This is a genomic window from Cytobacillus sp. T106 (assembly GCF_040492155.1).
GTDB classification, from domain to species: domain Bacteria; phylum Bacillota; class Bacilli; order Bacillales; family Cytobacillaceae; genus Bacillus_AB; species Bacillus_AB infantis.
Window position 1 is genome coordinate 173,873 of record NZ_JBEUMK010000002.1, and the last position, 25,035, is coordinate 198,907.

Genomic DNA, 25,035 nt, shown 5'->3' on the forward strand with positions numbered 1-25,035 from the left:
GAGGAAACACACATGAACAAAGCGGAAAAAAGATTCGATGCAGCCAAGTGGCTCGTCGACAATGTCATATATGTCGTTCTGGTCCTGCTTGTCATCGGGATCATCATCGCGTCACCTGACTTTCTATCAATCACGAACTTTATCAATATCCTGAGCCAGTCTTCATCCAGGATCATCATTGCCCTCGGGGTAGCAGGCATTCTGATTACTGCCGGGACAGACCTGTCAGCGGGAAGGCTTGTCGGCCTCGCCGCTGTTGTGTCAGCATCGATGCTGCAGGCTTCGGATTATGCTTATAAAATGTACCCGAATCTTGCTGAGCTGCCGATCATCGTACCGATTCTGATCGCCATGGCAGTTACAGGCCTGTTCGGGGCACTGAACGGTGTTATTGTTTCCAAGTTCCATGTGCCCCCGTTCATTGCCACCCTTGGCATGATGATTGGCGTATACGGCGTCACTTCGATCTACTTTGACCGCCCGCCATACGGTGCCCAGCCGATCGGCGGACTGAGCCAGAGCTTTACAACATTCGCCCAGCGGGGAATCCCGATCGGCCAGTATGAACTGCCATACCTTGTCATTTATGCGGCTATTGTTTCCATCATCATCTGGGTGATCTGGAACAAGACCCAGCTTGGGAAAAATATGTACGCAATCGGCGGAAATCCTGAGGCAGCAAAGGTTTCAGGCGTCAATGTTGCAAGGAATATCATCCTGATCTACCTGATCGCAGGCCTTCTCTACGGATTCTCCGGCACCCTTGAAGCCGGGCGTGTAGGAAGTGCTACGAATAATACAGGAAATATGTATGAGCTCGATGCCATTGCGGCCTGTGTGGTCGGCGGGGTATCCCTGTCCGGCGGGATCGGCACCGTGCCGGGCGTCATCACCGGCGTACTGATTTTCCAGATCATTAACTACGGACTCGCCTTCCTTGGCGTCAGCCCATATATCCAATTCATTGTAAAAGGCGCCATCATCATCGTCGCGGTCGCCTTTGATATGAGAAAGCACGCGAAGAAAAAATAGCCCTCCAGGCTGTGTTTCGCATTTCCATCATCCTGTGCTATACTTGCCAGACATATCCGGCAAAAGGAGCTCAGACCATGAAATTTCTGAAATCGCAAATGAAGCAGCTGGTCAAGCAGAACAAAGAACTGCAGCTGCGTTTAAAAGAGCTCGAAAAAGAGCATATGCTTGAAAAAAACTTCGCTCTAAAAGCCTTGTACCACGCAGAGGTTGCAGACGGGGGAAAATATCAGACTGCCTATCAAGCCTTGGACCTGCCTAAAAAGTAGGTCCTTTTTTTGTGTGCTTAATTTTAAAGGAGTCTTTTCCGATATATTCCAGTTTGGAGATAAGATAAAGGAGGGAAAAGATGTAAAAAACTATACATATATAGTAAAGGGGGAGGCCCATATGAGCCAAATCAAAGTAACTGTCGGGATTCCGGTCTACAACTCTGCCAATCATATCAGCATCTGCCTGGATTCAATCCTGAACCAGTCAATGGAACAGGAGAGCATTGAGATCATCATGGTGAATGACGGGTCGACCGACAGTTCCGGACAAGTGCTGGACAGCTATGCAAGCTCCCATTCGAACATCACTGTCATCCATCAGGAGAATACAGGAGGGCCGGGCGCCCCGCGCAATACAATTATGAAACAAGCCCGGGGAGAGTTTATCTTTTTCGTGGATGCGGATGATTATCTGGGTCCGGAGGCGCTGGAGCGGATGTACAAGATGGGGAATGATAATCATTCTGACATTATTGTAGGAAAATTTACAGGCGTGAATGGGAGATGGGTGGCCAAGTCAATGTTTGCAGCAAACGAGCCGTTCACCAATGTGTATGAATCAAATGTGCTCGAAGCGATCGGCCCTACAAAAATGTTCCGCCGCCGCTTTCTGCTTGAAAATGATATTACCTTCCCGGTAGGAATCTGCACAGCAGAGGACCAGCCATTCATGGTAAAGGCCTATGTCCTGGCACGCGGCATTTCAATCGTAGCGGATTATCCATGCTATTATGTGGTCAATCATAAAGATAAGCAGCATGCGAGCGTCATCCAGGTCCAGCCGAGGGACTATTATAAGACGCTGGAAGAATCGGTGAAGGTCATCCACCGATACGCAGACAATAAAAAGAAACGCAATCTGTTAAAGGCAAAGTACTTAAAGAAAGAGCTGACAACCGGAAGAAGCATCCTGTTTGCCGGCTCTCAAATGAGTCTCGATGAAAAATTCCTGTGGCTCAGTGAACTGAACCGATTTTTAAACAGCTGGGTAGATGATAAAACGGAAAAGCTTCTGCCTCTCAATATGAGGGTCTTCCTTTTCCTTGTGAAGCGGGGCGACCTGGAAAGGCTTAAGGCTTTCTCCGGCCTGGAGGCAGTCCAGGCTTAGGAAAAGGATGCCTAAAACGCAAGCGTTCCGGAGATGACTGGTACTGCACTGCCGCCGATTGTAATCCTGATGCTTTCCCCATCAGAGCTGATGCCCGCCTGAAGCAGGCCGGGCCTGCCTGCTGCATGCCCCTGGCCAATGGCCAGCATGTGGTTTTTTCCCTGTTCAAGAATATTCTCAAGCATTAGATAACCGGCAAGGGCGCCATTCGCGGAGCCTGTGACAGGATCCTCCCTGATGCCCGCAGCAGGAGCAAAATCCCTTGTATAGATGTCATATTCCATGCCCTTAGCATCAAAAGTAAACAAATGGGTCTTGCTGATCCCCAGCCGGCGGTTATGCTCCTCTACCAGATCAAACTGGGGTGCTGCCCCATCGATTGCTTCCCTCGTTTTCAAGGGGACAAGCAGATGCCAGTTCCCTGTATACCCCAGCCTGATGGGAAAGCGGTCGTCAATGTCGGCAGAAGAAACGCCGATCATTTGGCACAGCTCTTCCAGACTGTATTCTATTTCTTTTATTTTCGGTGATATTTGAGTCATCTCTGCAGAAACAAGCTTTTCTCCCTCTGTTTGGAAGATAACCGGCACAATGCCGATATTGGTCTCAAAACGGATTTCCCTGCTGTGCCTGAGCCAATCTAATTCAGACGCCATGATCCACGCTGCGCTCAGGGTCGCATGGCCGCAAAAATCAATCTCGCAGGAAGGTGTAAAATAGCGGACCCTGATATCGGCATTTTCGCTGCCGGAAGGAGATAGAAAAGCAGTTTCAGACAAATTGAATTCCCGCGCAGCCAGCTGCATCTCTTCTTCCTCAAGGATTGCGGCTTCCGGGACTACGCCGGCTGGATTGCCGCCAAATGCCTGATCAGTAAAGGCATCCACCTGATAAAATGTGATATATTTCAGCAAAAACTCCTCCTTCTGCTCTTATTTTCAAGAAAATTCTTGCAAAAAGATAGGGATTCCGGCCTTTTTTCCCGAATAGGATAGAGATGCCGGCAAATCTATTATACAGAATCACTGCCGAATCTAGTAAAAACAGAGAAGAAGGGGGAAAACTAGAATGCTGTCTTTTTCAAAACCAGATGTAGAATATTTTTTCCAGACCTTTGGGATCCAGACATTCGCTGTAAGCCCGGATGAATCGCAGCTTGTGTTCAGTACAAATCTGAACGGAAAATATAATCTATGGGCGATGGATCTGCCCAATCTCTATCCTTATCCGTTAAGTTTCCAGAACCAAAACTGTGAGGAAATCGAGTTTGATAAGGAGGGGCGCTTCCTGCTTGCAGTCATCGACTCGGACGGCGATGAAAACGGCCAGATCTATGCCTTGCCGAGAAATGGCGGCGAGTTGAAGCCTATCCGCACACATGAAAATGCCCGGCATATGGGTCTGATCGCCTCTAAGGACGGAAAGACACTTTATTATACATCCAGCAAGGAAGATGCCACTTTTTTGAAGGCATATGCCTACAATATGGAGACTGGGGAAGAGGAGGTCTTGCTTCACGGCCGGGACGCCGCGACCTTCCTGACAGCCAAGAGTCCTGATGAGAAGCGCTTTGTCTTTGGGAGGATGTTTGCGAATACATACTCACTAGCCTATGCCTGGGATGGCGAGAATGAGGTTCTGCTGACGCCTGAAGCAGAGCCTCAGCATACAGTCACAGATGCTGTCTTTACTTCAGAAAACGATATCTATCTTGTCACCAACTATAAAGAGGACTTATCTTATTTAGCTAAATTCAGCCTGGATACAAACGAATTCACAAAATTGCTTTCGCTTGATGGGGAAGACTTTTCAGGGCTGAAATTTGATAAAAAAGCCCGCACCCTGTATATCAGCAGCCAAAAAGGAGTAGAGGATCATCTCTACCGCTACGGGCTTGAGGAAGGCAAGGCAGAGCAGCTGGAGCTCCCTGCGAGCACCATTGACGGGCTGTCAGTGGCAGAGTCCGGAAACCTTTACCTGCTCGGCAGGTCTGCAGTCACTCCTCCTAATCTTTATAAATATGAAAAGGGCGTGTGGACACAGCTGACCAATAATCGTGTGCCTGGCGTCAGTGAAGAGGAAATGGCTGAGCCGGAAATCCTGCACTACCCTTCGTACGACGGACTTGAGATCGAGGCGCTCTTCTTCAGGGCCACGGAGGAAAACAGCAACGGACATGTCATCCTTTGGCCGCACGGCGGTCCTCAGGCGGCAGAAAGGGCCTTTTTCCGCTCTCTGTTCCAGTTCCTGGTCCACAGGGGCTATAGCATCTTTGCACCGAATTTCAGGGGCTCCTCAGGCTATGGGCTCTCTTATATGAAGATGGTCGAAGGCGACTGGGGCTACGGCCCGCGGCTGGATAATATTGAAGGACTTGAATGGCTCATCAAGAACGGCTATGCAGACCGGGAGAAGCTCCTGCTCATGGGCGGAAGCTATGGCGGCTATATGGCCCTGCTCCTGCACGGCAGGCATCCTGAGTACTTTAAAGCGGTTGTCGATATCTTCGGCCCGAGCGACCTGTTCAGCTTCATTGAATCGGTTCCTGAGCACTGGAAGCCTGTTATGAACCAATGGGTCGGCGATCCGGTCAAAGACAAGGAAAAGCTGATCGAATACTCACCGATCACTTATCTTGAAACGATGACAAAACCGATGCTCGTCATCCAGGGAGCCAAAGACCCCCGTGTTGTCAAAGCAGAATCCGACAAGATCGTAGCTGCGCTTCAGGAGAAGGGGAGGGAAGTCGAATACCTCGTCCTGGATGACGAAGGCCACGGCTTTTCCAAGAAAGACAACGAAATCAAAGTTTACCGGAAAGTGCTGGAGTTTTTTGACGGTTTTATTAATTAAGGGCTGGCCGAAAAGTGCATACTGAATGTGCTTTTCGGCTTTTTTGCTGTTTTCGGGGTTCCTGTAGCCTTGCAAAAAAAACAGGCAAGCCCCCGGCCTGCCCGTTCTTATGCTTCATAGCGTTCAAGTGCTTTACTTTCTTCAAGATTCCGGAAGAATTCCTGGATAATCTCCTTGTCAGAATGAGGTATTTTCTCGCCTTTTACAATCTGGGCACCATTGATGCAGCCGCTTGTGAGAAGGATTAAATCATCTTCATCGCTGACAGATAATGCTGCAAGGACGCCGTCTCTTCGCGTCGGCTCCTGCAGGATATTCCCGGCGCGCGGATTGGAGAAGCCTTTCATCACATGGCCGACCACTTCCCAGGGATCGAGGAATCCAGGATGATCGACCGATACGATTACCTGGTCCGCCTGATTCTCGACAGCTTGTGCCATCTGGGGCATTTTCTCTTTATCCCTGATCCCGATTCCGGTAATCATGACAATAAGGCGCTTATGCGGCAGCTTTTTCGCTTCCTTCAGAAGGCTTTTGAGGGCAACAGGCGTGTGCGCGTAGTCAATGATGATCTTCCTCCGGCCGAATTCCTTCAGCACTTCAAAGCGCCCTGACGGATTTTCTACGCGCGGGAGGGCCTCAATGATCTGTCCGATCGTAAAGCCAAGGTGCATGGCCGTACAGATGGCCGAAAGGAGGTTTGCCACATTATAGCTGCCAAACACAGGCGTCCGAACGATATAAGAATCATTCCCAAGCTTCAATTCAAAGCTGGTCCCATCATTTGTCACTCTGATGTTTGAAGCTTTAACATCGGCAGCAGAATCCTTTTTCAGGCTGTAGGTGAGAAGGCTGCCCTGGAAGTCCTTGATGATGTCAGCGCCCATCCCTTCGTCATCAAGGTTTACGACGGCCCGCTTCGCCTGACGGAACAGCTTCAGCTTTGCCTGCTTATAATTCTCAAAGGTTTTATGGAATTCAAGATGCTCTGGCGACAGATTCGTATGAATAGCCACATCAAAGTTGATGCCGGCGGTCCGCTGCTGCTCAATGGCAACGGAAGAGACCTCCATGGCGGCGAGCTGGTCTCCGCGCTTGGCGAAATCAGCAAAAATGGCATGCAGGTCGCTCGCCTCAGGAGTAGTCGGTGTGGACTGGACAAAGCTGACCGGGCCCATGGACGAGAGCACCCCGTTGGTGCCAATCGAACCGGAGGGGATGCCGAGTGCCGTCATCAGTGATTTCACAAAGGCCGCAACAGTCGTTTTGCCGTTAGTGCCGGTAATGCCGACAGTATGTATTTTTTCATGGATCCTTCCATGGAATATAATCGATAATTGGGCAAGGAAAGCCCGTGCGTCTTCAGTCTGGAGAAAAGTAAGCTCCGGGAATTTTCTGCTGAACTCTTCAAGAATGGCAGCATTCTCGCCTGCAAGGACAGCTGCGCCCTTTGCAATGGCCTCTTCCAGGAATGTATGGCCGTCATGATTTTCGCCGCCCATGCAGACAAAGACCGATTGAGGGCCTGCATTGCGGGAATCATAAGTGATGCTATTTATTTTTTGGCTGGGGCTGCCCCATCTCTGCCTGATGTTCAGCTGACCATATTGTTCAAAGTAGATGTCCATAATGCTGCTATCTAAACCCCCTGTAATAAAAGCCTGAATTGGCGCATTTTTCGACATTGCGCCATATACCTATACCCATACAAAAAGTATTTACACATCCAGTTGAAAAAATGTATCTTGTGGATGTGTCCCGGTCAATTCAGGATTTGGAGGAAGAAAAAAGGCGGAGATTAAATCCCCGCCCCCTGATACTATGCTTTTTCTTCAAACAGCTTTACAATTTCTATGATGACATTAGCTGCTTTTTCCATATTATCAACTGAAATATATTCATATTTGCCGTGGTAATTTTCGCCGCCTGTAAAAATATTCGGCGTCGGAAGCCCCATATAGGAAAGCTGTGAACCGTCCGTGCCGCCCCTGATCGGAAGGATTTGCGGCTCGATATCAAGCTTTTTCATCGCCTCTCCGGCAATGTCGACGATTTCGATGACCGGCTCGATTTTCTCTTTCATGTTATAGTACTGGTCCTTAAGCTCCAGCTGGATCCGCTCTTTTCCGTATTTCTCCTGCAGTGAAGCAACAGCTTTTTCCAGCAGCTCTTTTTTATGTTCAAATTCCGTACGGTCAAAATCACGGATAATATAGCTCATCTCTGTCTTTTCCACGTCCCCTTTGAATGAGCCGAGGTGGAAGAAGCCTTCGTATCCTTCTGTCAGTTCAGGCGCCTGTTCCTGCGGCAGGCTGTTTTGCAGCTCCATCGCAATTTTGATGCTATTAACCATTTTTCCTTTGGCAGAGCCAGGGTGGATATTGGTGCCATTAACGGTGATCTTGGCTCCCGCTGCGCTGAAGCTTTCGTACTGAAGCTCACCGAGCGGTCCGCCGTCCATGGTGTATGCATAGGCAGCATTAAATGCCTTCACATCAAATTTATGCGGCCCTCTGCCGATTTCCTCATCTGGTGTAAAAGCGACCCTGATTGCTCCATGCTTGATTTCAGGGTGTTTAATAAGGTATTCCATTGCCGTCATGATTTCAGCGATTCCTGCCTTATTGTCGGCCCCGAGAAGGGTAGTGCCGTCAGTTGTGATAAGTGTATGGCCCTTATACTGCTCCAGGCTTGGAAAATCCTTCGGTGAAAGAACAATATGTAAAGAGTCGTTTAGGACAATATCTCCGCCGTCATAATTTTCAGTAATCTGCGGGCTGACGTTTTTGCCGGTAAAGTCTGTTGCTGTATCCACATGGGCAAGGAAGCCGATGACAGGCACCTGCTTTTCTGTATTGGAAGGGAGAGTGGCCATGACATAGCCATTGTCATCCATCTCCGCATCCTGCATACCGATGCTTTTAAGCTCTTCTACAAGCTTTCTGCCAAGCTCCAGCTGTCCAGGGGTGGAAGGGCAGGTGGTGCTGTTATCGTCTGACTGTGTGTCCATTTTTGCATACGAAACCAATCGTTCAATCAGGTTTTTTTTCACTAAAATCACTCCTAGCTTTTTTCTTTCATCATATCATTTTTGTTTCGGGAAGCGAATAAAAAAAGGCACAAAAGCAGAACTTTTGCGCCGTGTTTTTTGAAAAATGGAGATTGAATTGGCTGACTTGTCACAAACCTGTTTTTGGCCATATTAATGGAGCTGGTAAAAAAAGTTGATAAGCCCTGTTGATTGGAGTGCAAGGCACGTAGACTCCTGTGGGATTGCAGCGGCAAAGCTGAGATCCCGCAGGAGCAACAGCGACGAGGAAGCTCAGCGCCGCCCCGCGGAAAGCGAAGTGCCTGGAACGGAAATGAACAGCCCCATTATTAAACAAAAAAGAATAAACAAACCAGCTTCTTTAATCCTAAATAACTCTTTAACATTAACGCTGAAAGAACTCAATCCATTCCCTGTCCGGCCCATAAAAGAAGAAATACTTATAGCCATTCGGGAGGGTGGTGATTTCCTGGTCTATGAGTTCAATTCCAAGCTCCTTGAGACGTGTGAATTCTCCTTCCACATCATCGGTGCTGACCGCAAAATGATGGACCGTACCTTCCTCCGGGAGATGGTCATTATAGCCTTGAATCAGTTCCAGCTCAGTTTCTTCATTTCCGGTAAAGCCTAGGAATGCAAGCTTGATGACACCGTTTGAATGAGGCACCTCTGCCTTCAGCTCCATGCCGACAGCATTTGTATAAAACTCTATTGATTTCTCTATGTTTTTAACCATTACTCCAACATGGTCAATTCTTTTTCCTGCCATAAAAACATCTCCTCACTATTATGTTGAAATTATTTCCCCGGAAACCTAGCCTTTTAGTACCTGCTGAATCACCCGGTTTGTCAGGTTAGGGACAATTTCAAGTGAATACTTCATTTCCATGCGCTCCAGTTTCTTATGGGCATCCAGTCCGTACGGCCCAATATTGATGACAGGTACATTCAGCTCGCGGATGTCGCTGTATTCGACATAATGCTTTGTGCCCCAGCCAGGGTTATTGTCAGTTACAGCACTGATTCCTGCTTCATCATCGCTGAGCGCTATAAAGCTCATATCTGATATATAAGGGAAAAAATTCTTGGCGATGATTGGATGAGGATAGGAAGGCTGGATTTCTTCCACTGCCTGATCCAAGGCATCTATAAGCCTTCTTTCATCCTCTGTTTTCCCGGACAGCTCAATTCTCGGCGAGTATAAAGAAGAGTAGAAGAGTATCATCGCCGGGCTTTTATCCTTCATCCATTTCCAGGCCTCTTCCACGACTCTCGCGGCATACATCCTTGTATCCAGTTCCTTATCAAGGAGAAGCTCTTCTTTAAAAGCGTCCATATGGGCTATATAGCCCTGCCCGTATTCTTCCATAAGCATCCGGTGCATTTCTTCATACGTATAGATGCGAGGCTGCCAAGGCAGCTCGGCATATGGTTCCCCGCTTAATTCGGCAAATTGCCTGTTCCGCTGCTCAAAGGAAGAGAGCGCATTGCTAAAGGCAATATGCGCTTGCTCCCTCAGCTTCTCGAGTACTTCCTTTGGGGACCAGGAATGAATAAAGAAATTATAATAGACATAGGCACTTAATGCAGTCTGTACCGTATAAGAAGGCTTCAGGTCTGTCTGCTTCAGTGAAACCGGAGGAACGGTCGTTTCCCCAAGCGCCTCATTGCTTAGTTCCGGGTTGTAGCTGATCTGCCTTGTCAGTTCTGCAGCAAGGAAATTCGGATCGAGCCCTTCAAAACAGGAGCCGACATGTGTTTCAGCACCTGTTATGAAGAAAGAGGGGAGGAGCTTCCCAACCGTTCCTTTGTAGATATACCTGTTTGTATCTCCCTCAAATCGGGGGGAGACAAAGTCTGCATTGATGGCAGCAGCATAATGGAACTTATGCTCATCCTTCCATTTCTTCAAGGTCTTCAAAGCAGACAGGACTCCATGTGAACCGTCCTCTTCATCACATTCTGCAAGAAAGACGAGATTTCCTTCTAATTCTTCCGGATGCTCAGAATAGTATTTTAAAAGATAAAGATGGCTTGCAAGACCGCTCTTCATATCAAGCACGCCTCTGCCAAACATCCAGTCTCCGGATTCAAGCTGCTCCTTTGCTCCGGAAGGGAGTTCTTCCATCCTGAACAGGTCTGCAAGCTGATCCGGGTCGCATGCTGCATCGCGGAGCTGATTGAAATCATCGATTCCGACAGTATCCATATGGCCCATCAGAATGACTGTACGGCTGCTTTTCCTTTTAGTTCCATTCACAAAAGCCAGTACATTATACCGTTCCAATTCATCATCTATCGTTTGCTCTATAACGAGCTGTCCACTGTTCTCCGTAAAATAGGGAAACGAGGATAAGAGTGTATATAAAGAATGGGCGATCACCTTCTCGCCATTTGTATTCACTATGCTTTCAATGTTGACCAGCTGTTTTGTAAAGGCCAAAGTTTCTTCGCGGCAATTAAGCATCTCCATCAAGCTCTCCTTTTGTCTAGTAAACTGTTAATGTATTAAAATTATCCTATTTTTGGAACGGTCGTCAAGAGGACTGTTTTTACTGATGAACATTCTTGCAAGGGGAGGGGGAATGATTTTTAAAGAGATTAATAAGAGAGAAGATGGATTGAAAACAAATTTGTATACTTGTTTACTTTCATGTTTGCAAAAGAAAACAATATTGTAAACTTGCAAACAAAATGCATACAAGATGTTTATAAAAATGTTTACAAGTTTACAAAGCTGTTTAGATGCTTATGTTTCAATGTTTTTGGATATAGAGGCGAAGTTTGCGTAATGTTTACAATCTAACATTTATATTACTTTATATGAAACTCATTGAATATTTTCCAAATATTAATTAAGCTTAAGATAATTGCTTGTACGATAAGCAAGGTACAATGTGAAAGGAATGGTAGATTTGAAAAACCCGAGAATAGCAGCGGTAGACGTGGGCAATGATTCGCTGAAAGCCTTATTCGGAAAATTGGATTATGAATTGAATATACCGAATGTCATTGCAAGGGATGTTGCGGACAGACCGGTAATCGGCATAGAAGAATTAGACAGCAAAGAACCTTTGGACGGGATTCATGTTAAAGTTCATTCCCCAGCATTAAAAGACAATAATGCAATCTATCGTGTAGGAACACTGGCGACTAAAAGCGACAATGCTTCCGAGCTCGATCCCGGCAGCAGCAAATCTGAAGAGGACCAGACGCTTGTTATGCTTTTTGTTTCACTTGCCCTTGATGCGGTAAGGGAAGAGAACGCTGGTTTGTTCCCGAAAAATAACAATATAATCGATACTAATTACATCCTGGGCACAGGGCTCCCTCTTCGTGAAGTGAAGGAAGGGAAAGATGCGGGCTACCGCTCGAAGCTGCTTGGATCAGTGCACCAGGTAGAATTCCTGGTTACGCCTAAATACCAGGGCATCAAAGTCAATCTGAAATTCAGCGATGTAAAGGTTTATCCTGAAGGATTCGCGGCATTCATCAATCTTGTAATGGATAACGACCTGAACATTATTAATAAAGAACTGATCGATAAGCGTATCCTCATCCAGGATATCGGGGGCCTATCTACAGATATCGCTGTCATCAAAAACCGCACAGTTGATGATGACAAGGCGCAGGGCTTCAACCTGGGTGTATCGGAATCATTGGAAATGATCCGTGAGGAAATCAGATCCAAGCATGGCGTTGAGCTGGACAGCCGCCGCGATGTGGTGGAGATCATCACCAAGAAAAATGACCGCAACCATATCATGGTTAAAGGAAGCAGGACAAGCGTTCATGACATCACTGACCGCATCCTGTTCGACCTTGCCAAAAAGCAGTACCGCCTGCTCCGCAATGTCTGGCAGAAGAATTCACAGACGGAGATCTGCTACTTCGTGGGCGGAGGATCTGCTGTATTGAAGGAATATATCAAATCACTGAACAACAGCCTTGATGGATATAATATCGACTTCTTTGAGGATGAAAAAGAGAGCATCTGGATGATGGCAAATGCTTATTACAAGCTGGTTGCCGATCATTTGAAGAGAACATCCAAGCCGGACAAGCAGGATGAGAAGAAGCCAGTAAAAGCATAAAATAAGGTGGTAACATGACAAAATCTTCATCCAAGGGGATCGAAAGAGGCCAGACGATTGCGTTTCGTGTACCTTCTGATACCCCGGAATACTTAGTTAAACAGCTGCAAAAGCTTAAAGAAGCTGAAAAAAGGAATTTTTCCAGCAGGATTGCCGACTATGTCATGCAGGGTGTCAGCCAATCAGTCAAACAGGAACAGGAAACAGTTACAATTCCGCTGCCGAAGGCGCTCAGCAAGATGCAGCGCGACTGGCTTAAGCACGAGCACTCCGAAGCCCTTCTCGGCAGCATCATCTACCAGCTGATCACAGACCCGGTACGGTCTGCTGCGCTGCTTGCCAGCCTGAACAGCAAATCGACCGATATAGATGAAGCTCTCTATCTGCAAGAGCGGAAGGAAAGGGAAGAGAAGCCGGTCTATCAGGCGGATGTTCCACCTCCCTCCCCTCCTGTGCAGGAAGTAGAGGATGCAATACCTGCGTACACAGATGGTGCTGATGACGATCTGGATGATATTGATTGGTCAAGTGTACAAATAGACCGTTCGGCTGAAGACGAGGACCAGGAAGAAGAAAGCATGGAAGACCTTCTTGGAGATTTCCTTGCTCATATGAATAAATAGGATGAAGAAAGAGACAGGCGCACAATGGCCTGTCTCTTTTATTACCAATAGGATTCTGGTAGGGCGGGCGAATGCTGATCTTATCTAATCAACCAATTCGCCTACCCAGTCATTCAAATCTTCTTCGCTCATTTCCCCTTCATACACTCTGGCGATTTTCCCTGAAGAATCTATAAAGAAGCTGGACGGGATCTTATAAACATCGTACATGCTTTCTACTGCATTGTTCTTATCTAGTAGGATTTGAAAGTCTATTCCGAGTTGCTCTTTTAAGTTTTTTACTGATATTTCTGGTTCGCTCAGATTGACTGCCAGCACCTCAAACCCGTCATCCTTAAATTCTTCATAAGTGGACTGGATTGAGGGCATTTCATTTTTGCAGGGTGCGCACCAGGTGGCGAAAAAGTTGATCAAGACGGGCTTTCCGTTGTACTCGCTTAATTTTGTCTTCCCGCCATCCAGTGCTTGAAGCGCAAAGTCAGGAGCTTTTTCATTGAGCATAGCTTTTGTGCCGGATTCTTTTAAGAAAAAATTCTGGTACAAAGTGTATCCTGCTGCAAAGAATAAAACCAATAAAATGATCGACCTCATTACTAATCTGTGTGTCTTTTTCGCTTTCATAAATCCTCCAATCTAAAACAGATGGTATTAATTAGTGTAACATTTCCTGTAAGGGGATATATGGAAAAATGTTATTGTTTTTTGACAATTTCAAACAGCCTGGTCTGGGGAAGGCCGGTGGTTTGATGGGTCTCAAGTCTTTTTTTCAACAGCTAAAATCATCTGTCCATGCGTTAATTGAGGGTCAATGAGGGTAAATTACCTATAAATACCTAAAAGGCTCAAGGAGGCCACAGAATGACATACGATTGCATTATCATCGGCGGAGGGATTGCAGGCCTGCAGGCTGCGATTCAGTTGGGAAGGTATAAACACAGGGTGCTGGTTGTGGACTCAAACCATGGCAGGTCAACCATCTGCAAAAGCTATCATAATATCCTCGGGTATCCTGATGGGGTGAGCGGCCAGGAGCTCAGGGACATCGGGCGGTCTCATGCAGAAAAGCTTGGAGTGGAATTTAAGCTGGGAAAAGCAGAGAAGGCGGAGAAAAAGGGAAGCGGGTTTAAAATTACGCTTGAGGACGGGGGACAGCTTGAGTCCGAAAGGCTGCTTTTATCAACGGGGGTGATGGACAGGATTCCGGAATTTCCTAATCTTTATCCAACGCTCGGCGTCAGTGTGTATGTATGTCCGGACTGCGACGGTTATGAAATTAAAGATAAAAGGACAATTGTAATCGGCTCTGGTAACCCTGGGGCCAATATGGCTGTTACACTTTCCTACTGGACAGACGAACTGGTCTTTATCAATCATGAGAAAAAGGAAGTCAGCCAAGAGCTGATGGACAAATTGCGCGAGCTGAATATTGAATACATGGAAGAATCGATTGCGGAAGCCATAGCTGACGGGCCGAACATCCAGGGATTTTTGCTTGAGAATGGCAAGAGAGTTATGGGAGAGCGGGGCTTTACGGCTTTTGGAGGAAATGAAGTCAAGTCAGACCTGGCAAAGCAGCTGGAGGTGGAAAGGCTTGAAAATAAGCATATAAATGTTGATTCGCGTTCCAAAATGACTAACGTCAAGAATGTATGGGCTGCAGGAGATGTGGTTGCCCATTCAGAACAAGTGACCATTGCAATGGGAGACGGATCCCAGGCGGCGATTTGGATTCATAAGTCCATCCTGGCGGAGGAAAATAAATAATGCATAAAAGGCACACCCTGATTTTTTCTGAATAACAGGGTGAAGTGCAACCGTGAAATAGCATGTTAAATCATATATGATTTAGCATGCTATTTTTTTATTGGTGTAAAACCGTTTATGGCAATTTTAGTGGAAATTAAGACTGTTATGAGCGTACCTAAATGGAAAGACGGCGAAAGAAAATAAGCGGAGATTTTCCGGTTAAATTTAGAATGGAGCTCGTTGCGGGCTAAATAAGGGGAGGTTTTCCGGTTATGCCGAGCAAATCTCCCATTTTAATGCTTTTTAAGTTAATAGACGGAATTTCTCCGTCTATTTATCAGATCGGGTATCAAGAATTATATAAAAAAACATGATGATTACTTTGCTAATCATCATGTTTTTACTGCGTGATTTGTTTTTGCACTCCAAAAGAGATCCTGTTGGGTTTCTTCTGAGTGTTCATTATAATGAACACTCCGGATGCCGCTGTGCTTTCCGGGTGGACACCATACATACAATGCCCGCTTTATGCATAGATTGTATAATCACGTCTATTTCTGCATCCGGTACACCCGGTATCCCAGTCGTTCGGCATAGATGGCAAGCAGCTTTTGGTGCTCAATCAGTATATGCTCGTATTTTGGATTAACAAGATGCGGGTTGGCGATTTCCGGCTGCTGGTCCCATGGCGAGTTGATGATTTCAGTATAAATGGAATTGGCAGCTACCGTCCTTGGAGACCGGAAACCTTCTGATGTATAAGTCTGCAGCCATTCACCCTCTGTCAGCAGCCGCTTGATGCTGTATACACTCTGGATTTGGTTTTTCTCCTGGGGATTCAATGGCTCCTCAGCTGTCATTTCGAGGTCAAGGAATATCCCGCCTGGTTTGAGAACCCGTTTAATTTCTTTCAAAGATTGCTCAATATTGGTAAAAATAATGACAGATTCGGCGATAATATAGTCAAAGCTATTATCAGCAAAAGATAAATTCTCAATGTTTTCCCTAAGGGCATTGACTGCCAGGCCTTCGTGGGCAAATCTTTTCTTTGCCTGGCCGATCATCAGAGGATGACGGTCGATCGCCGTCACCTGGCAATTGAAAGTTTTGGCTATGAAGGCAGCTGTCTGCCCGGTGCCGCAGCCTGCATCAAGCACCTTTGCCTTGCCTGAGAGCTGTTCCATTCCCAAAACTCTTTTCGTCAAAGCCAAACCGCCCGGGTGAGCGCCGCCCATTCCGAAAAAAGCAAGGGCATCCTGATATGATGGCTTCATATTTCCGGTATCCCTCCTGTTCCGTTCTGCTGTGCCATACAGTATATGGATAAAAAGGGTGCAAAGTCACAAAAATAATGGTAAGATAATGTTTCATTACAGAGTTAATAGGGTAAAGGATTTGTTTCCCTTTCATTCGCTGTGATGGATTATTAGCTTATTTGCAAAGAAAGGTGTAAGAATGGCGAATAAAAGGCTTGAACTAATCGTTGATGAGCTTCTTGAAAAAGCAGGGAGCACGGCCGTTGTCGTTTTGGAGGATTATTTCGGGGGAAACCGTTTTGCGGGTGGCAAATACAGCATGGGGACCCATACCATTACATTATATATAGAGGAAATTAAAAAGCAGTGCCTGCAGATTTTTTCCTCGCTTGATCATTTTGAAGAGTATTTTGCAGTCGTTTGCGCACATGAAATCGGCCATGCCGAAGACCGGGAGCTCGGGGAGCTTGCAGACCGTTTTGACCTTGCAGCCACTTCAGTGGAAAGAAACCAGCTAGCTCTCCTTATTGAAGAAAATGCTTGGGAATTTGCTGAAAAACTATTGGGGCATATTAATATTGCTTTTGTAAAAACCATCATCTATCATTCGCTTCAGCCCTATATGGAGCTGCTTGAGGCAGAAGCCGCTGAAGCTGTGTAGGCCGGCATCCAGGAGGATGACCGGTTTTTTGCTGGCATTTTTCTTATAATGATTCTTCAAAGGGTCACATTTTCCTATATAGTCAATCTACTTTCATATTGATTAAATTCTATGTAAGCGTTACACTACATATAGATGTATGCGGTTTTTTTTTGCTTTTTAATGCAAACGTTTGCGCATACAAACATTAATTTACTTGAGGGTGTTCATATGAAAAAAATCTGGTGGAAAGAAGCAGTAGGCTATCAAATATATCCCCGCAGCTTTCAGGATTCGAATGGAGACGGAATCGGCGATCTTCAGGGAATCATTGAAAGGCTTGATTATGTAAAGGATCTGGGCATTGATGTGATCTGGATCTGTCCTGTTTATAAGTCGCCGAACGATGACAACGGCTATGATATTTCCGATTATCAGGACATCATGGAAGATTTCGGAACGATGGCCGATTTCGACAGGCTGCTCGAAGAGGTCCATCAGCGCGGCATGAAGCTGATCATTGATCTGGTCCTCAATCATACGAGCGATGAGCATCCATGGTTCATAGAATCACGGTCTTCCGAAACCTCGCCAAAGCGGGACTGGTACATTTGGCGCGACGGCAAACAGGGTGCTGAACCGAATAACTGGGAAAGCATCTTCGGAGGCTCTGCTTGGGAATGGGATGAATTGACTCAGCAATATTTCCTCCATGTGTTCTCAAGAAGGCAGCCGGACTTGAATTGGGAGAACAGCGAAGTCCGCGAGGCGCTTTATGATGTAGTGAACTGGTGGCTGGAAAAAGGAATCGATGGCTTCAGGATCGATGCCATCAGCCATATCAAGAAACGTCCCGGCATGCCTGACCTGCCGAATCCGGAAAATAAGAAGTATGTTTCTTCCTTCGATATGCATATGAACCAGGAAGGCATCCATGAGTTCCTTCAGGAGTTCAAGGAAAAGACATATGCAAACTATGACAGCATGTCTGTCGGCGAAGCAAACGGCGTCACTGTGGACGAAGCAGACTTATGGGTAGGCTCTGAAAACGGAAAGATGGATATGATCTTCCAATTTGAGCATCTTGGTCTGTGGGATGCGGAAACAAATCCTGAGCTGGATATTGTCGAGCTGAAAAAAGTGCTGACCCGCTGGCAGAAGGGCCTTGAAAAAGACGGCTGGAATGCATTATTCATTGAAAACCATGATAAGCCGCGTGTTGTATCAACATGGGGCAATGACCAGGAGTTCTGGCGGGAAAGCGCCACCTCGATGGCTGCAATGTATTTCCTGATGCAGGGGACGCCTTTCATCTACCAGGGCCAGGAGATCGGGATGACGAATGTCCAGTTCCCTTCCATTGACGATTATGACGATGTGGCCGTAAAGAATCTTTACAAGCTTAAAATAGAAGAAGGCAAGAGCCACCAGGAAATCATGGAGATCATCTGGGCCTCATCCCGCGACAACAGCCGGACACCGATGCAGTGGGACAGCACAGCCAATGCCGGCTTCAGCAGCGGCAGTCCCTGGATGAAGGTGAACAGCAATTACACAAACATCAATGTTGAAAAGCAGGAAAAGGATGAAGAATCCATTCTGTCTTTCTATAAAAAAATGATTTCTTTGAAAAAAGCCAATGAAGTCTTTACCTATGGACAATACGATTTGCTGCTTGAAGATGACAAGCAGATCTATGCCTATACACGCACTTTGGAAGACGATCAGGTTATCGTCATCACCAATCTGTCCGCTAAAGAAGCCGTCTTTACAAGCGGCTTCGCCTTAAAACCTGAGAATCTGCTCCTGAACAACTATCCGGCAGCAGAAGCAGAAGGGAAAAGCGTTACTTTGAAGCCTTATGAGGCGCGGGTATACCGTATTTAGGTGACAGGCACCTATACCACTACTAGACCAGCTGCAGCCCCCAATCCCATCCGGGACGGGGGTTTTTGGTTTATAACGGTGACAGGCACCTATACCACTTTTATACACTTGAACCTCCTTAATTCCCGATCAGAGGACAAAGTCTTTTGTTTGCCAGACAGGCACGTGTCGCTCATCTTAACAATTTCTTTGCACAAAGTAGATAAAGCTTTAAATATTGCTTTTTATACTGAAGATGTAAAGCCTTATTTGCTAGTTTGCGTGTAGATCATCATGACGGATCCTATGGTAGTGGAAAGAAGCACCAATATCATTCGAGGGGGTAAATCATGTACGTTCGCAAAGCCATCATTCCAGCAGCCGGTCTGGGGACCAGATTCCTGCCGGCAACAAAAGCCCAGCCCAAAGAAATGCTGCCGATCGCCGGCAAGCCTGCCATCCAATATATCGTTGAGGAGGCGGCTGCCTCGGGGATCGAAGATATCATCATTATCAGCGGGCGGGGAAAAAGGGCGATCGAGGATCATTTTGATAAATCCTATGAGCTTGAAGAAACGCTGGCCAAACAGAACAGGCATGAGCTCTTGGAGGCGGTTGAAGCTGTCTCGAACCTCGCCAGCATTCATTATGTCAGGCAGAAAGAGCCGAAGGGGCTGGGAGATGCGATCTATTGCGCGCGCAGCTATATAGGTGATGAACCCTTTGCCGTTATGCTGGGAGATGATGTGGTCCAGGGGGAACGCCCTTGCCTGTCAGAACTGCTGCAGGCCCACCAGCAATATGGCGGCACTGTAGTAGGAGTACAGGAGGTCGCTGCTGAAGAACTATGCAAATATGGAGTAGTGGAACCGGAAAAATTTATCGACAGGCAGCTCATGAAGCTCAAAAGCCTTGTGGAAAAACCTCCTAAAGGGCTGGAGCCCTCCAGCTATGCCTTAATGGGGCGCTATATTCTCCCGCCCGAAATATTCTCTATCCTGGAAACTCTCCCGGCGGGTGCCAATAAGGAAGTCCAGCTGACAGACGCTATCCGGTTTTTAGCAGGGATCACACCTGTGTATGGAGTGGTGCTGTCAGGCAGCCGCTATGATATCGGCGACAGGATGGGATTTTTAAAAGCGAACATTGAGATGGCTATGCTGCAGGCTGACATAAGGACAGATCTGATTGTTTACCTTGAAAAGATGCTGATGAACCGGCAGGGAGCCGCTCTATGAATATAACCATAGCCGGAACAGGGTATGTGGGGCTGGTGACAGGTGTCTGCCTTGCAGAGAAAGGGCATATGGTCATATGCTATGACCATGATGAAGAGAAAACAGCCGCCCTCTCTGCCGGGGTTCCTTTAATTTATGAACCTGGATTAGAGGCAATGCTTGACCGGAATATGAAAGAAGGAAAGCTTGCCTTCACTTCTGATCCGGAGATTGCCTATAGAAATCCTGAATGCATCTTTCTTGCAGTCGGAACACCGGAAAAAGAAGATGGCTCTGCAGATCTTAGTTTTATCTACAGTGCGTGCGGGATGATTGCCGATAAACTTGGACATGAGACGGTCATTGCCATCAAAAGTACAGTTCCGGCCGGGACCAATGAAAAGCTTCGGGCTTTTTTTAAACAGAATCTGTCCATCCCGGTCCATATGGTCTCGAATCCTGAATTCCTGCGTGAAGGATCAGGAATCAGGGATACCTTCCAGGCCGATCGAATCATCATTGGATCAGACAGCCTGAAGGCAGCAAGAACAGTTGAAGAAATCTATGCACCATTTTCCGTGCCTATTGTCCATATGGATGCCAAAAGTGCGGAGCTGGCCAAATACGCTTCAAATGCCTTCCTGGCAGCCAAAATCAGCTTTATTAATGAAATGGCTCACTTGTGCGAGAGATTGGGGGCTAATATTGATGATGTAGCAGCAGGAATGGGGCTGGATAAGCGCATAGGCAGCCGGTTTCTCCAGGCGGGAGCAGGATTTGGGGGATCCTGCTTCCCGAAGGATACAAAAGCGCTGGGCATGATGGCGGAGGAACATCAATATGAATTCCGGATCCTGAAAGCCCTTATGGAAGTTAATGCGATACAAAAGAAAGTGCTGCTGCACAAAGCCAAAAGCATCATGCCTTTGGCCGGGAAGAATGCAGCTGTATTAGGGCTGGCCTTTAAGCCGAATACAGATGATATCGTGAAGCTCCTTCCATTGAACTGATCCGGGATCTTGTGGATGAAGGGGCCAGCGTCTCGGTCTATGATCCAATAGCATCCAGCAGGGCTAAGGGGGTCCTGCCTGACAGTGTTCATTTCGCGGCATCCATTCATGAGGCCATCCATGGAAAAGATCTGGCCTTCATCACTACCGAATGGGCTGAAATTTGCCGCTTCCCGCTCAGCGCCTACAAAGAATTCATGAGAGATCCCCTCGTCCTGGACGGAAGGAACTGTTATACACTGCAGGAAGCAGAATCCGCAAATATCCGCTACATCTCCATCGGCCGTCCCGAATGCCCGGCCAGAAGTGCAGTATTCTGGTGACAGGCACCTATACCACCACTAGACCAGTTTCCAAAAGAACCTTCCCGCAGCGGGAAGGTTTTTTTCTGTTTCACAGGTGCCTGGAACCCATTGGAGATGCTACTATAAAGGAAAAACGCCAGGAGGGAAATAGCAATGGCACAGGGAAAAACAAATGCAATGAGGCTGCTGGATGCAGCAAAGCTGGAGTACAATTCATTATCCTATGACAGCAAGGACGGCAAGATTGACGGCGTTTCGGTTGCCGGGAAAATTGGCAGGGACCCGGAACTGGTCTATAAAACACTGGTCGCCCAGGCCGGCAGGAATGTCTATGTTTTTATTATTCCGGTGGAAGCTGAGCTGGACCTCAAAAAAGCTGCGAAGGCGGCAGGCGAGAAAAAAGTTGAGATGATTCCTGTGAAGGACATTCAAAAGCTTACCGGCTATATCCGCGGCGGCTGCTCGCCAGTCGGCATGAAAAAGCTGTATCCGACTTTTATCGATTCACAGGGGGAGCAGCTTGAAAGCATCATCGTCAGCGGCGGGAAGATCGGCCTCCAAATCGAACTGGCTCCTGAGAGGCTGAAGGAATTGATTAAAGCCGAATGGAAGGACCTTGTAAAAGAATAGCAATATCCAAAAGCCTCTGCACGATAGGGGGCTTTTTATTTTGTCCCTAAAAAAAGTACATCCTCCACCGGCAATTTTCTGCACCTGGGCGTTCACCCATCATGATGTCCCGGCATACAGTAAAGAGGCAGGACCATTCAGCAATCAACTGAAAAAGGATGTGTGAATGTGGCAGGAAAAATTATCGACTATTTTGCAGGCGGCAATACCGCAAGAGGCTTCCACAGTCTATATGAATCCAATCTTCAGGATTTATCGCGTTTATTTATACTTAAGGGCGGACCAGGTACCGGGAAATCAACACTCATGAAAGGAATCGGCTCTAAATGGCTTGATAAAGGCTTTAACATTGAGCTCATCCACAGTCCATCGGACAATGACTCTGTCAGCGGTGTGATCATCCCAGCTTTGAAGATCGGAATTGTAGACGGCACTGCGCCGCAGGTGATTGAACCGAAAGCGCCGGGGGCCATAGAAGAGTATGTCAACCTTGGGGAAGCGTGGGATTCTGCCCAGCTGGCCACTCAGAAAGGGAAAATACTCAGGCTCAACAGCAAGATCGAAGCCTTCTATAAACAGGCATACAGTACCTTTGCAGAGGCATTGAAAATCCATGATGACTGGGAGAAATTCTATATCGACAGCATGGACTTTGAGAAAGCGAACCAGCTTACTTCAAAGCTGACACAGGTATTTTTCGGTAAAATGACCCTGAATAAGATCTCTTCCGTCAAGCATAGATTTTTGGGTGCTGCTACACCAAATGGAGCGGTAGACTGCATCCCGAACCTGACTCTTGATATCCATAAGCGTTACTTCATCAAAGGCCGTCCCGGCTCAGGCAAGTCAACGCTTTTGAAAAAGCTGGCTGCCGAAGCTGAAAAGCGCGGTTTTGACATTGAAGTCTATCATTGCGGATTTGATCCCAATAGCCTTGACATGCTGATTATCCGTGAGCTTGGCCTTGCCATATTCGACAGTACGGCCCCTCATGAATATTTCCCGAGCAGGGATGGGGATGAAATCATTGATATGTATGAACAGCTGATCGCCCCAGGGACGGATGAAATTTTTGCTGATGAAATCAAAGAAATCGCCGCTAAATATAAAGCGAAGATGACAGAGGCAACAGGCTGTCTGGCAGACGCCAAGCGGCTGAATGATGAATTGGAGAAGATTTATTCAGAAGCCATGGATTATACAATTGTGGACACGATCCGCGGCAGGATTGAGGAGAAGATTCTCCGTGTTGAAACTCCCCATCCGATCTATGCCGACTAACTGAAAGCAGAAAGGGGAACGACTCATTGAATTATTACCCTTATCAAGGACTGTACTATCCTTTGCCTCAGGCAGACCTGCAGCAGACGCCGGAAAGATTTAATGTATTCCCAGGTGGCGGGGGCCAGCCGGGCATTCCATTTCCGCCAGGTTTTCCAGGAGGGACGCCATTCCCTGGCCAGCCAGGCTTTCCGGGAGGCGGAGGCCAGCCCGGGTTTCCAGGTGGAGGAGGCCAGCCAGGATTCCCTGGTGGAGGAGAAGCCCAGGGCCAGGCGGGAGGACCGCCAAGCAGCCCGCCTCCATCCTTTACGCCTGAACTCCAGACACAGTCTGCCTCCGTCTTTGCCGTCGATCCCGGCGCCATCAGAGGCTGCTTATATCGGTTCACCTATTTATGGCTGAATAACGGCAGAAGCTTCTGGTTCTATCCAACATTCGTCGGCAGGACTTCTGTCGCCGGCTGGAGGTGGAGAGGATTCCGCTGGGAGTATTACGGCACAGATACCAGCCGGATCCGCTCATTCCGCTGCACCTGAGAAAAGATTGCCTAATAAAAAAGACCCCTTCAGCCATCCTGAAGGGGTCTTCGCTTCGTTAAAAAATAAGATGCGCTGCCAGCACGATGACCGGCAGGGTAATGATGGTCCGTTCAAGGAAAATGATGATCAGGTCTTTCAGGGAGACAGGAATCTTGCTTCCAAGCAGGAGTCCGCCGACTTCTGACATATAAATCAGCTGTGTAACGGACGTACAGGCGACGATAAAGCGGGTCATCTCGCTCTCAATCCCGCTTCCGATAACAGAAGGCAGGAACATATCGGCAAATCCGACTACAAGCGTCTCTGATGCTGCTTTCGCCTCAGGCACCTGCATAAGCTCCAGGAGCGGGATGAACGGCATACCAGCCACCTTGAAGATCGGCGTGAATTCCGCTACAATCAGCGCCAATGTGCCGAGCGCCATGACGATCGGCGCCACACCCATCCACATATCGAGGATATTTTTCGCACCCTGTTCAAAGAATTGTTTGATGCCGCGGTTTGTTGCCGCTTTGGCTGTTGCCTGTGTTATACCCCAGCTAAGAGGTGTATAGCCTTCCGGAATTGTTTCATCAAGCTGGGGAGCATCCTCTGTAACATAGGTGTCAGGCTTGGTCGACAACGGCGGAATTCTCGGACAGATAAGGGCTGCCACAATGCCGGCTATGAGGACAGTCAGATAGAATGGAACAAAATAGCTCCCCAAATCCACCTGGGAGATAACAACAAGGCTGAAGGTAATGGAGACAACAGAGAAGGTCGTGCCGATGACAGCCGCTTCCCTCTTTGTATAAAAACCTTCCTCATACTGCTTGCTTGTCAAAAGGACACCGATCGTGCCATCGCCAAGCCAGGATGCCGCACAGTCAACCGAAGAGCGGCCCGGCAGCCTGAACAAGGGCCTCATCACTTTCGTCAGGAGGGAGCCGAAAAGCTCGAGCAGCCCAAAGTTCAAAAGCAGGGGCAGGAATAAACCAGCGAATAAAAATACCGAGAATAAGACCGGAAGGAGATCGTAAAGCAGAAGCCCTCCTGTATTCTCAGACCATACCCATTCAGGGCCGATCTGGTAAAAAGTCATTAATGCAAAGATGGCGCCGAGCACTCTTGCGGCAAACCAGATCGCCGGAACATCGAACAGGGCAGTGAAAAACGCGCTTCTGCGGATGAAGGCGGGCTTTACAAGCTTTGCCAGCAGTGTGCCTGCAAAAGTCAGAAAAATGATCACGGTCATGATGGCCGGCAGATAGGCTGCCAGAAGGTCCTGGACAAGGCCCGATAAGATGGCGATAGGAATGGTCACTTCGCCTTTATAAGAAATAGGAAGCATAAATAAACTGATGCCGATTAATGAAGGAATGAGGAAGAGCATAAAGCTTTTTCCTGATGCTTTTTTCCTCGCTGCAGATTCTATCAAAACATTCACCCTTAATACAATTTATATTTATAAGACAAAGGTTATTTTAATTCATCCTGTATGAATTGCCAACCCACTTCTCTTAAATTCCACGGAT

The 25,035-nt window shown here is 47.3% G+C and carries 21 protein-coding genes and 1 pseudogene; 14 read left to right on the top strand and 8 right to left on the bottom strand.

Features of this window, described 5'->3' with window-relative positions:
- Positions 1-12: 12 nt before the first annotated feature.
- From mglC to ABU165_RS05310, 3 genes are all read left to right on the top strand, one after another.
- The gene (gene mglC, locus ABU165_RS05300; protein ID WP_009794398.1) at positions 13-1,032 is read left to right on the top strand and encodes a galactose/methyl galactoside ABC transporter permease MglC; all 1,020 of its coding nucleotides are present in this window, start codon (positions 13-15) and stop codon (positions 1,030-1,032) included.
- Positions 1,033-1,109: 77 nt separating this feature from the next.
- Entirely contained in the window at positions 1,110-1,301 is a 192-nt protein-coding gene (locus ABU165_RS05305) for a hypothetical protein (protein WP_009794397.1), read from the top strand.
- Between the two features lie 121 nt (positions 1,302-1,422).
- Complete coding sequence (locus ABU165_RS05310) at positions 1,423-2,412, top strand: glycosyltransferase family 2 protein (protein ID WP_318059718.1); 990 nt, start codon at positions 1,423-1,425, stop codon at positions 2,410-2,412.
- 11 nt (positions 2,413-2,423) lie between these two features.
- Here the strand turns inward: ABU165_RS05310 and ABU165_RS05315 are convergent, their stop codons facing one another.
- On the bottom strand, positions 2,424-3,323 hold the full coding sequence (locus ABU165_RS05315; RefSeq protein ID WP_396349962.1) for a PhzF family phenazine biosynthesis protein: 900 nt from the start codon (positions 3,321-3,323) through the stop codon (positions 2,424-2,426).
- A 157-nt stretch (positions 3,324-3,480) separates the two neighbouring features.
- Between ABU165_RS05315 and ABU165_RS05320 the strand changes: the two genes are divergently transcribed.
- Complete coding sequence (locus ABU165_RS05320; RefSeq protein ID WP_318059720.1) at positions 3,481-5,265, top strand: S9 family peptidase; 1,785 nt, start codon at positions 3,481-3,483, stop codon at positions 5,263-5,265.
- A gap of 107 nt (positions 5,266-5,372) precedes the next feature.
- Here ABU165_RS05320 and ABU165_RS05325 read toward each other — a convergent pair whose 3' ends face one another.
- The 4 genes from ABU165_RS05325 to ABU165_RS05340 form a co-directional block, all read right to left on the bottom strand.
- Positions 5,373-6,893: a UDP-N-acetylmuramoyl-L-alanyl-D-glutamate--2,6-diaminopimelate ligase gene (locus ABU165_RS05325; RefSeq protein WP_165352637.1), complete on the bottom strand. Its 1,521-nt coding sequence runs from the start codon at positions 6,891-6,893 to the stop codon at positions 5,373-5,375.
- Between the two features lie 191 nt (positions 6,894-7,084).
- Entirely contained in the window at positions 7,085-8,317 is a 1,233-nt protein-coding gene (gene pepT, locus ABU165_RS05330) for a peptidase T (protein ID WP_318059721.1), read from the bottom strand.
- Between the two features lie 382 nt (positions 8,318-8,699).
- Complete coding sequence (locus tag ABU165_RS05335) at positions 8,700-9,083, bottom strand: VOC family protein (RefSeq protein WP_009794388.1); 384 nt, start codon at positions 9,081-9,083, stop codon at positions 8,700-8,702.
- A 45-nt stretch (positions 9,084-9,128) separates the two neighbouring features.
- Positions 9,129-10,781, bottom strand: a complete 1,653-nt coding sequence (locus tag ABU165_RS05340; RefSeq protein ID WP_318059981.1) for a M20/M25/M40 family metallo-hydrolase — start codon at positions 10,779-10,781, stop codon at positions 9,129-9,131.
- A gap of 448 nt (positions 10,782-11,229) precedes the next feature.
- Between ABU165_RS05340 and ABU165_RS05345 the strand changes: the two genes are divergently transcribed.
- Together ABU165_RS05345 and ABU165_RS05350 are read left to right on the top strand one after the other, a co-directional pair.
- On the top strand, positions 11,230-12,408 hold the full coding sequence (locus ABU165_RS05345) for a ParM/StbA family protein (protein WP_087944255.1): 1,179 nt from the start codon (positions 11,230-11,232) through the stop codon (positions 12,406-12,408).
- A 14-nt stretch (positions 12,409-12,422) separates the two neighbouring features.
- A complete protein-coding gene (locus ABU165_RS05350; protein ID WP_009794385.1) occupies positions 12,423-13,031 on the top strand; it encodes a hypothetical protein in 609 nt (202 codons plus the stop codon).
- Between the two features lie 84 nt (positions 13,032-13,115).
- Here the strand turns inward: ABU165_RS05350 and resA are convergent, their stop codons facing one another.
- Positions 13,116-13,652, bottom strand: coding sequence for a thiol-disulfide oxidoreductase ResA (gene resA / locus ABU165_RS05355; RefSeq protein WP_318059722.1), 537 nt, complete (start codon positions 13,650-13,652; stop codon positions 13,116-13,118).
- Between the two features lie 237 nt (positions 13,653-13,889).
- Between resA and ABU165_RS05360 the strand changes: the two genes are divergently transcribed.
- A complete protein-coding gene (locus tag ABU165_RS05360) occupies positions 13,890-14,795 on the top strand; it encodes an NAD(P)/FAD-dependent oxidoreductase (protein WP_318059723.1) in 906 nt (301 codons plus the stop codon).
- A gap of 533 nt (positions 14,796-15,328) precedes the next feature.
- Here the strand turns inward: ABU165_RS05360 and ABU165_RS05365 are convergent.
- Positions 15,329-16,051: a class I SAM-dependent methyltransferase gene (locus ABU165_RS05365; protein ID WP_009794381.1), complete on the bottom strand. Its 723-nt coding sequence runs from the start codon at positions 16,049-16,051 to the stop codon at positions 15,329-15,331.
- A gap of 181 nt (positions 16,052-16,232) precedes the next feature.
- Here ABU165_RS05365 and ABU165_RS05370 point away from each other — a divergent pair, with 181 nt between their 5' ends.
- From ABU165_RS05370 to ABU165_RS05405, 7 genes and pseudogenes are all read left to right on the top strand, one after another.
- Positions 16,233-16,694, top strand: coding sequence for a hypothetical protein (locus tag ABU165_RS05370; RefSeq protein WP_009794380.1), 462 nt, complete (start codon positions 16,233-16,235; stop codon positions 16,692-16,694).
- Between the two features lie 210 nt (positions 16,695-16,904).
- Positions 16,905-18,560, top strand: coding sequence for a glycoside hydrolase family 13 protein (locus ABU165_RS05375; protein WP_248138179.1), 1,656 nt, complete (start codon positions 16,905-16,907; stop codon positions 18,558-18,560).
- A 329-nt stretch (positions 18,561-18,889) separates the two neighbouring features.
- The gene (galU, locus tag ABU165_RS05380) at positions 18,890-19,777 is read left to right on the top strand and encodes a UTP--glucose-1-phosphate uridylyltransferase GalU (protein WP_009794378.1); all 888 of its coding nucleotides are present in this window, start codon (positions 18,890-18,892) and stop codon (positions 19,775-19,777) included.
- A pseudogene (locus tag ABU165_RS05385) lies at positions 19,774-21,089 on the top strand (UDP-glucose dehydrogenase family protein). The gene galU and the pseudogene ABU165_RS05385 overlap by 4 nt, the downstream one beginning before the upstream one ends.
- A 135-nt stretch (positions 21,090-21,224) precedes the next feature.
- Positions 21,225-21,701 carry a Cys-tRNA(Pro) deacylase gene (gene ybaK / locus ABU165_RS05395; RefSeq protein ID WP_224948772.1) on the top strand — a complete coding sequence of 159 codons (477 nt, stop codon included), beginning with the start codon at positions 21,225-21,227 and terminating at the stop codon, positions 21,699-21,701.
- Positions 21,702-21,869: 168 nt separating this feature from the next.
- A complete protein-coding gene (locus ABU165_RS05400; RefSeq protein ID WP_094769410.1) occupies positions 21,870-22,982 on the top strand; it encodes a PRK06851 family protein in 1,113 nt (370 codons plus the stop codon).
- Between the two features lie 62 nt (positions 22,983-23,044).
- Entirely contained in the window at positions 23,045-23,518 is a 474-nt protein-coding gene (locus tag ABU165_RS05405; protein WP_170939576.1) for a hypothetical protein, read from the top strand.
- A 58-nt stretch (positions 23,519-23,576) separates the two neighbouring features.
- Here the strand turns inward: ABU165_RS05405 and ABU165_RS05410 are convergent, their stop codons facing one another.
- Entirely contained in the window at positions 23,577-24,893 is a 1,317-nt protein-coding gene (locus tag ABU165_RS05410; RefSeq protein WP_101548829.1) for a YjiH family protein, read from the bottom strand.
- Between the last annotated feature and the right edge of the window lie 142 nt (positions 24,894-25,035).

Excerpts from the sequence above, each read along its gene's own strand:
- ABU165_RS05335 (WP_009794388.1), bottom strand. The coding sequence starts at position 9,083 with ATGGCAGGAAAAAGAATTGACCATGTTGGAGTAATGGTTAAAAACATA.
- ABU165_RS05365 (WP_009794381.1), bottom strand. The coding sequence starts at position 16,051 with ATGAAGCCATCATATCAGGATGCCCTTGCTTTTTTCGGAATGGGCGGC.
- ybaK (WP_224948772.1), top strand. The coding sequence starts at position 21,225 with ATGGCACAGGGAAAAACAAATGCAATGAGGCTGCTGGATGCAGCAAAG.
- ABU165_RS05350 (WP_009794385.1), top strand. The coding sequence starts at position 12,423 with ATGACAAAATCTTCATCCAAGGGGATCGAAAGAGGCCAGACGATTGCG.
- ABU165_RS05305 (WP_009794397.1), top strand. The coding sequence starts at position 1,110 with ATGAAATTTCTGAAATCGCAAATGAAGCAGCTGGTCAAGCAGAACAAA.
- ABU165_RS05410 (WP_101548829.1), bottom strand. The coding sequence starts at position 24,893 with ATGCTCTTCCTCATTCCTTCATTAATCGGCATCAGTTTATTTATGCTT.
- ABU165_RS05360 (WP_318059723.1), top strand. The coding sequence starts at position 13,890 with ATGACATACGATTGCATTATCATCGGCGGAGGGATTGCAGGCCTGCAG.
- resA (WP_318059722.1), bottom strand. The coding sequence starts at position 13,652 with ATGAAAGCGAAAAAGACACACAGATTAGTAATGAGGTCGATCATTTTA.
- mglC (WP_009794398.1), top strand. The coding sequence starts at position 13 with ATGAACAAAGCGGAAAAAAGATTCGATGCAGCCAAGTGGCTCGTCGAC.
- ABU165_RS05310 (WP_318059718.1), top strand. The coding sequence starts at position 1,423 with ATGAGCCAAATCAAAGTAACTGTCGGGATTCCGGTCTACAACTCTGCC.
- ABU165_RS05375 (WP_248138179.1), top strand. The coding sequence starts at position 16,905 with ATGAAAAAAATCTGGTGGAAAGAAGCAGTAGGCTATCAAATATATCCC.
- ABU165_RS05320 (WP_318059720.1), top strand. The coding sequence starts at position 3,481 with ATGCTGTCTTTTTCAAAACCAGATGTAGAATATTTTTTCCAGACCTTT.
- ABU165_RS05325 (WP_165352637.1), bottom strand. The coding sequence starts at position 6,893 with ATGGACATCTACTTTGAACAATATGGTCAGCTGAACATCAGGCAGAGA.
- ABU165_RS05370 (WP_009794380.1), top strand. The coding sequence starts at position 16,233 with ATGGCGAATAAAAGGCTTGAACTAATCGTTGATGAGCTTCTTGAAAAA.
- galU (WP_009794378.1), top strand. The coding sequence starts at position 18,890 with ATGTACGTTCGCAAAGCCATCATTCCAGCAGCCGGTCTGGGGACCAGA.
- ABU165_RS05340 (WP_318059981.1), bottom strand. The coding sequence starts at position 10,781 with ATGCTTAATTGCCGCGAAGAAACTTTGGCCTTTACAAAACAGCTGGTC.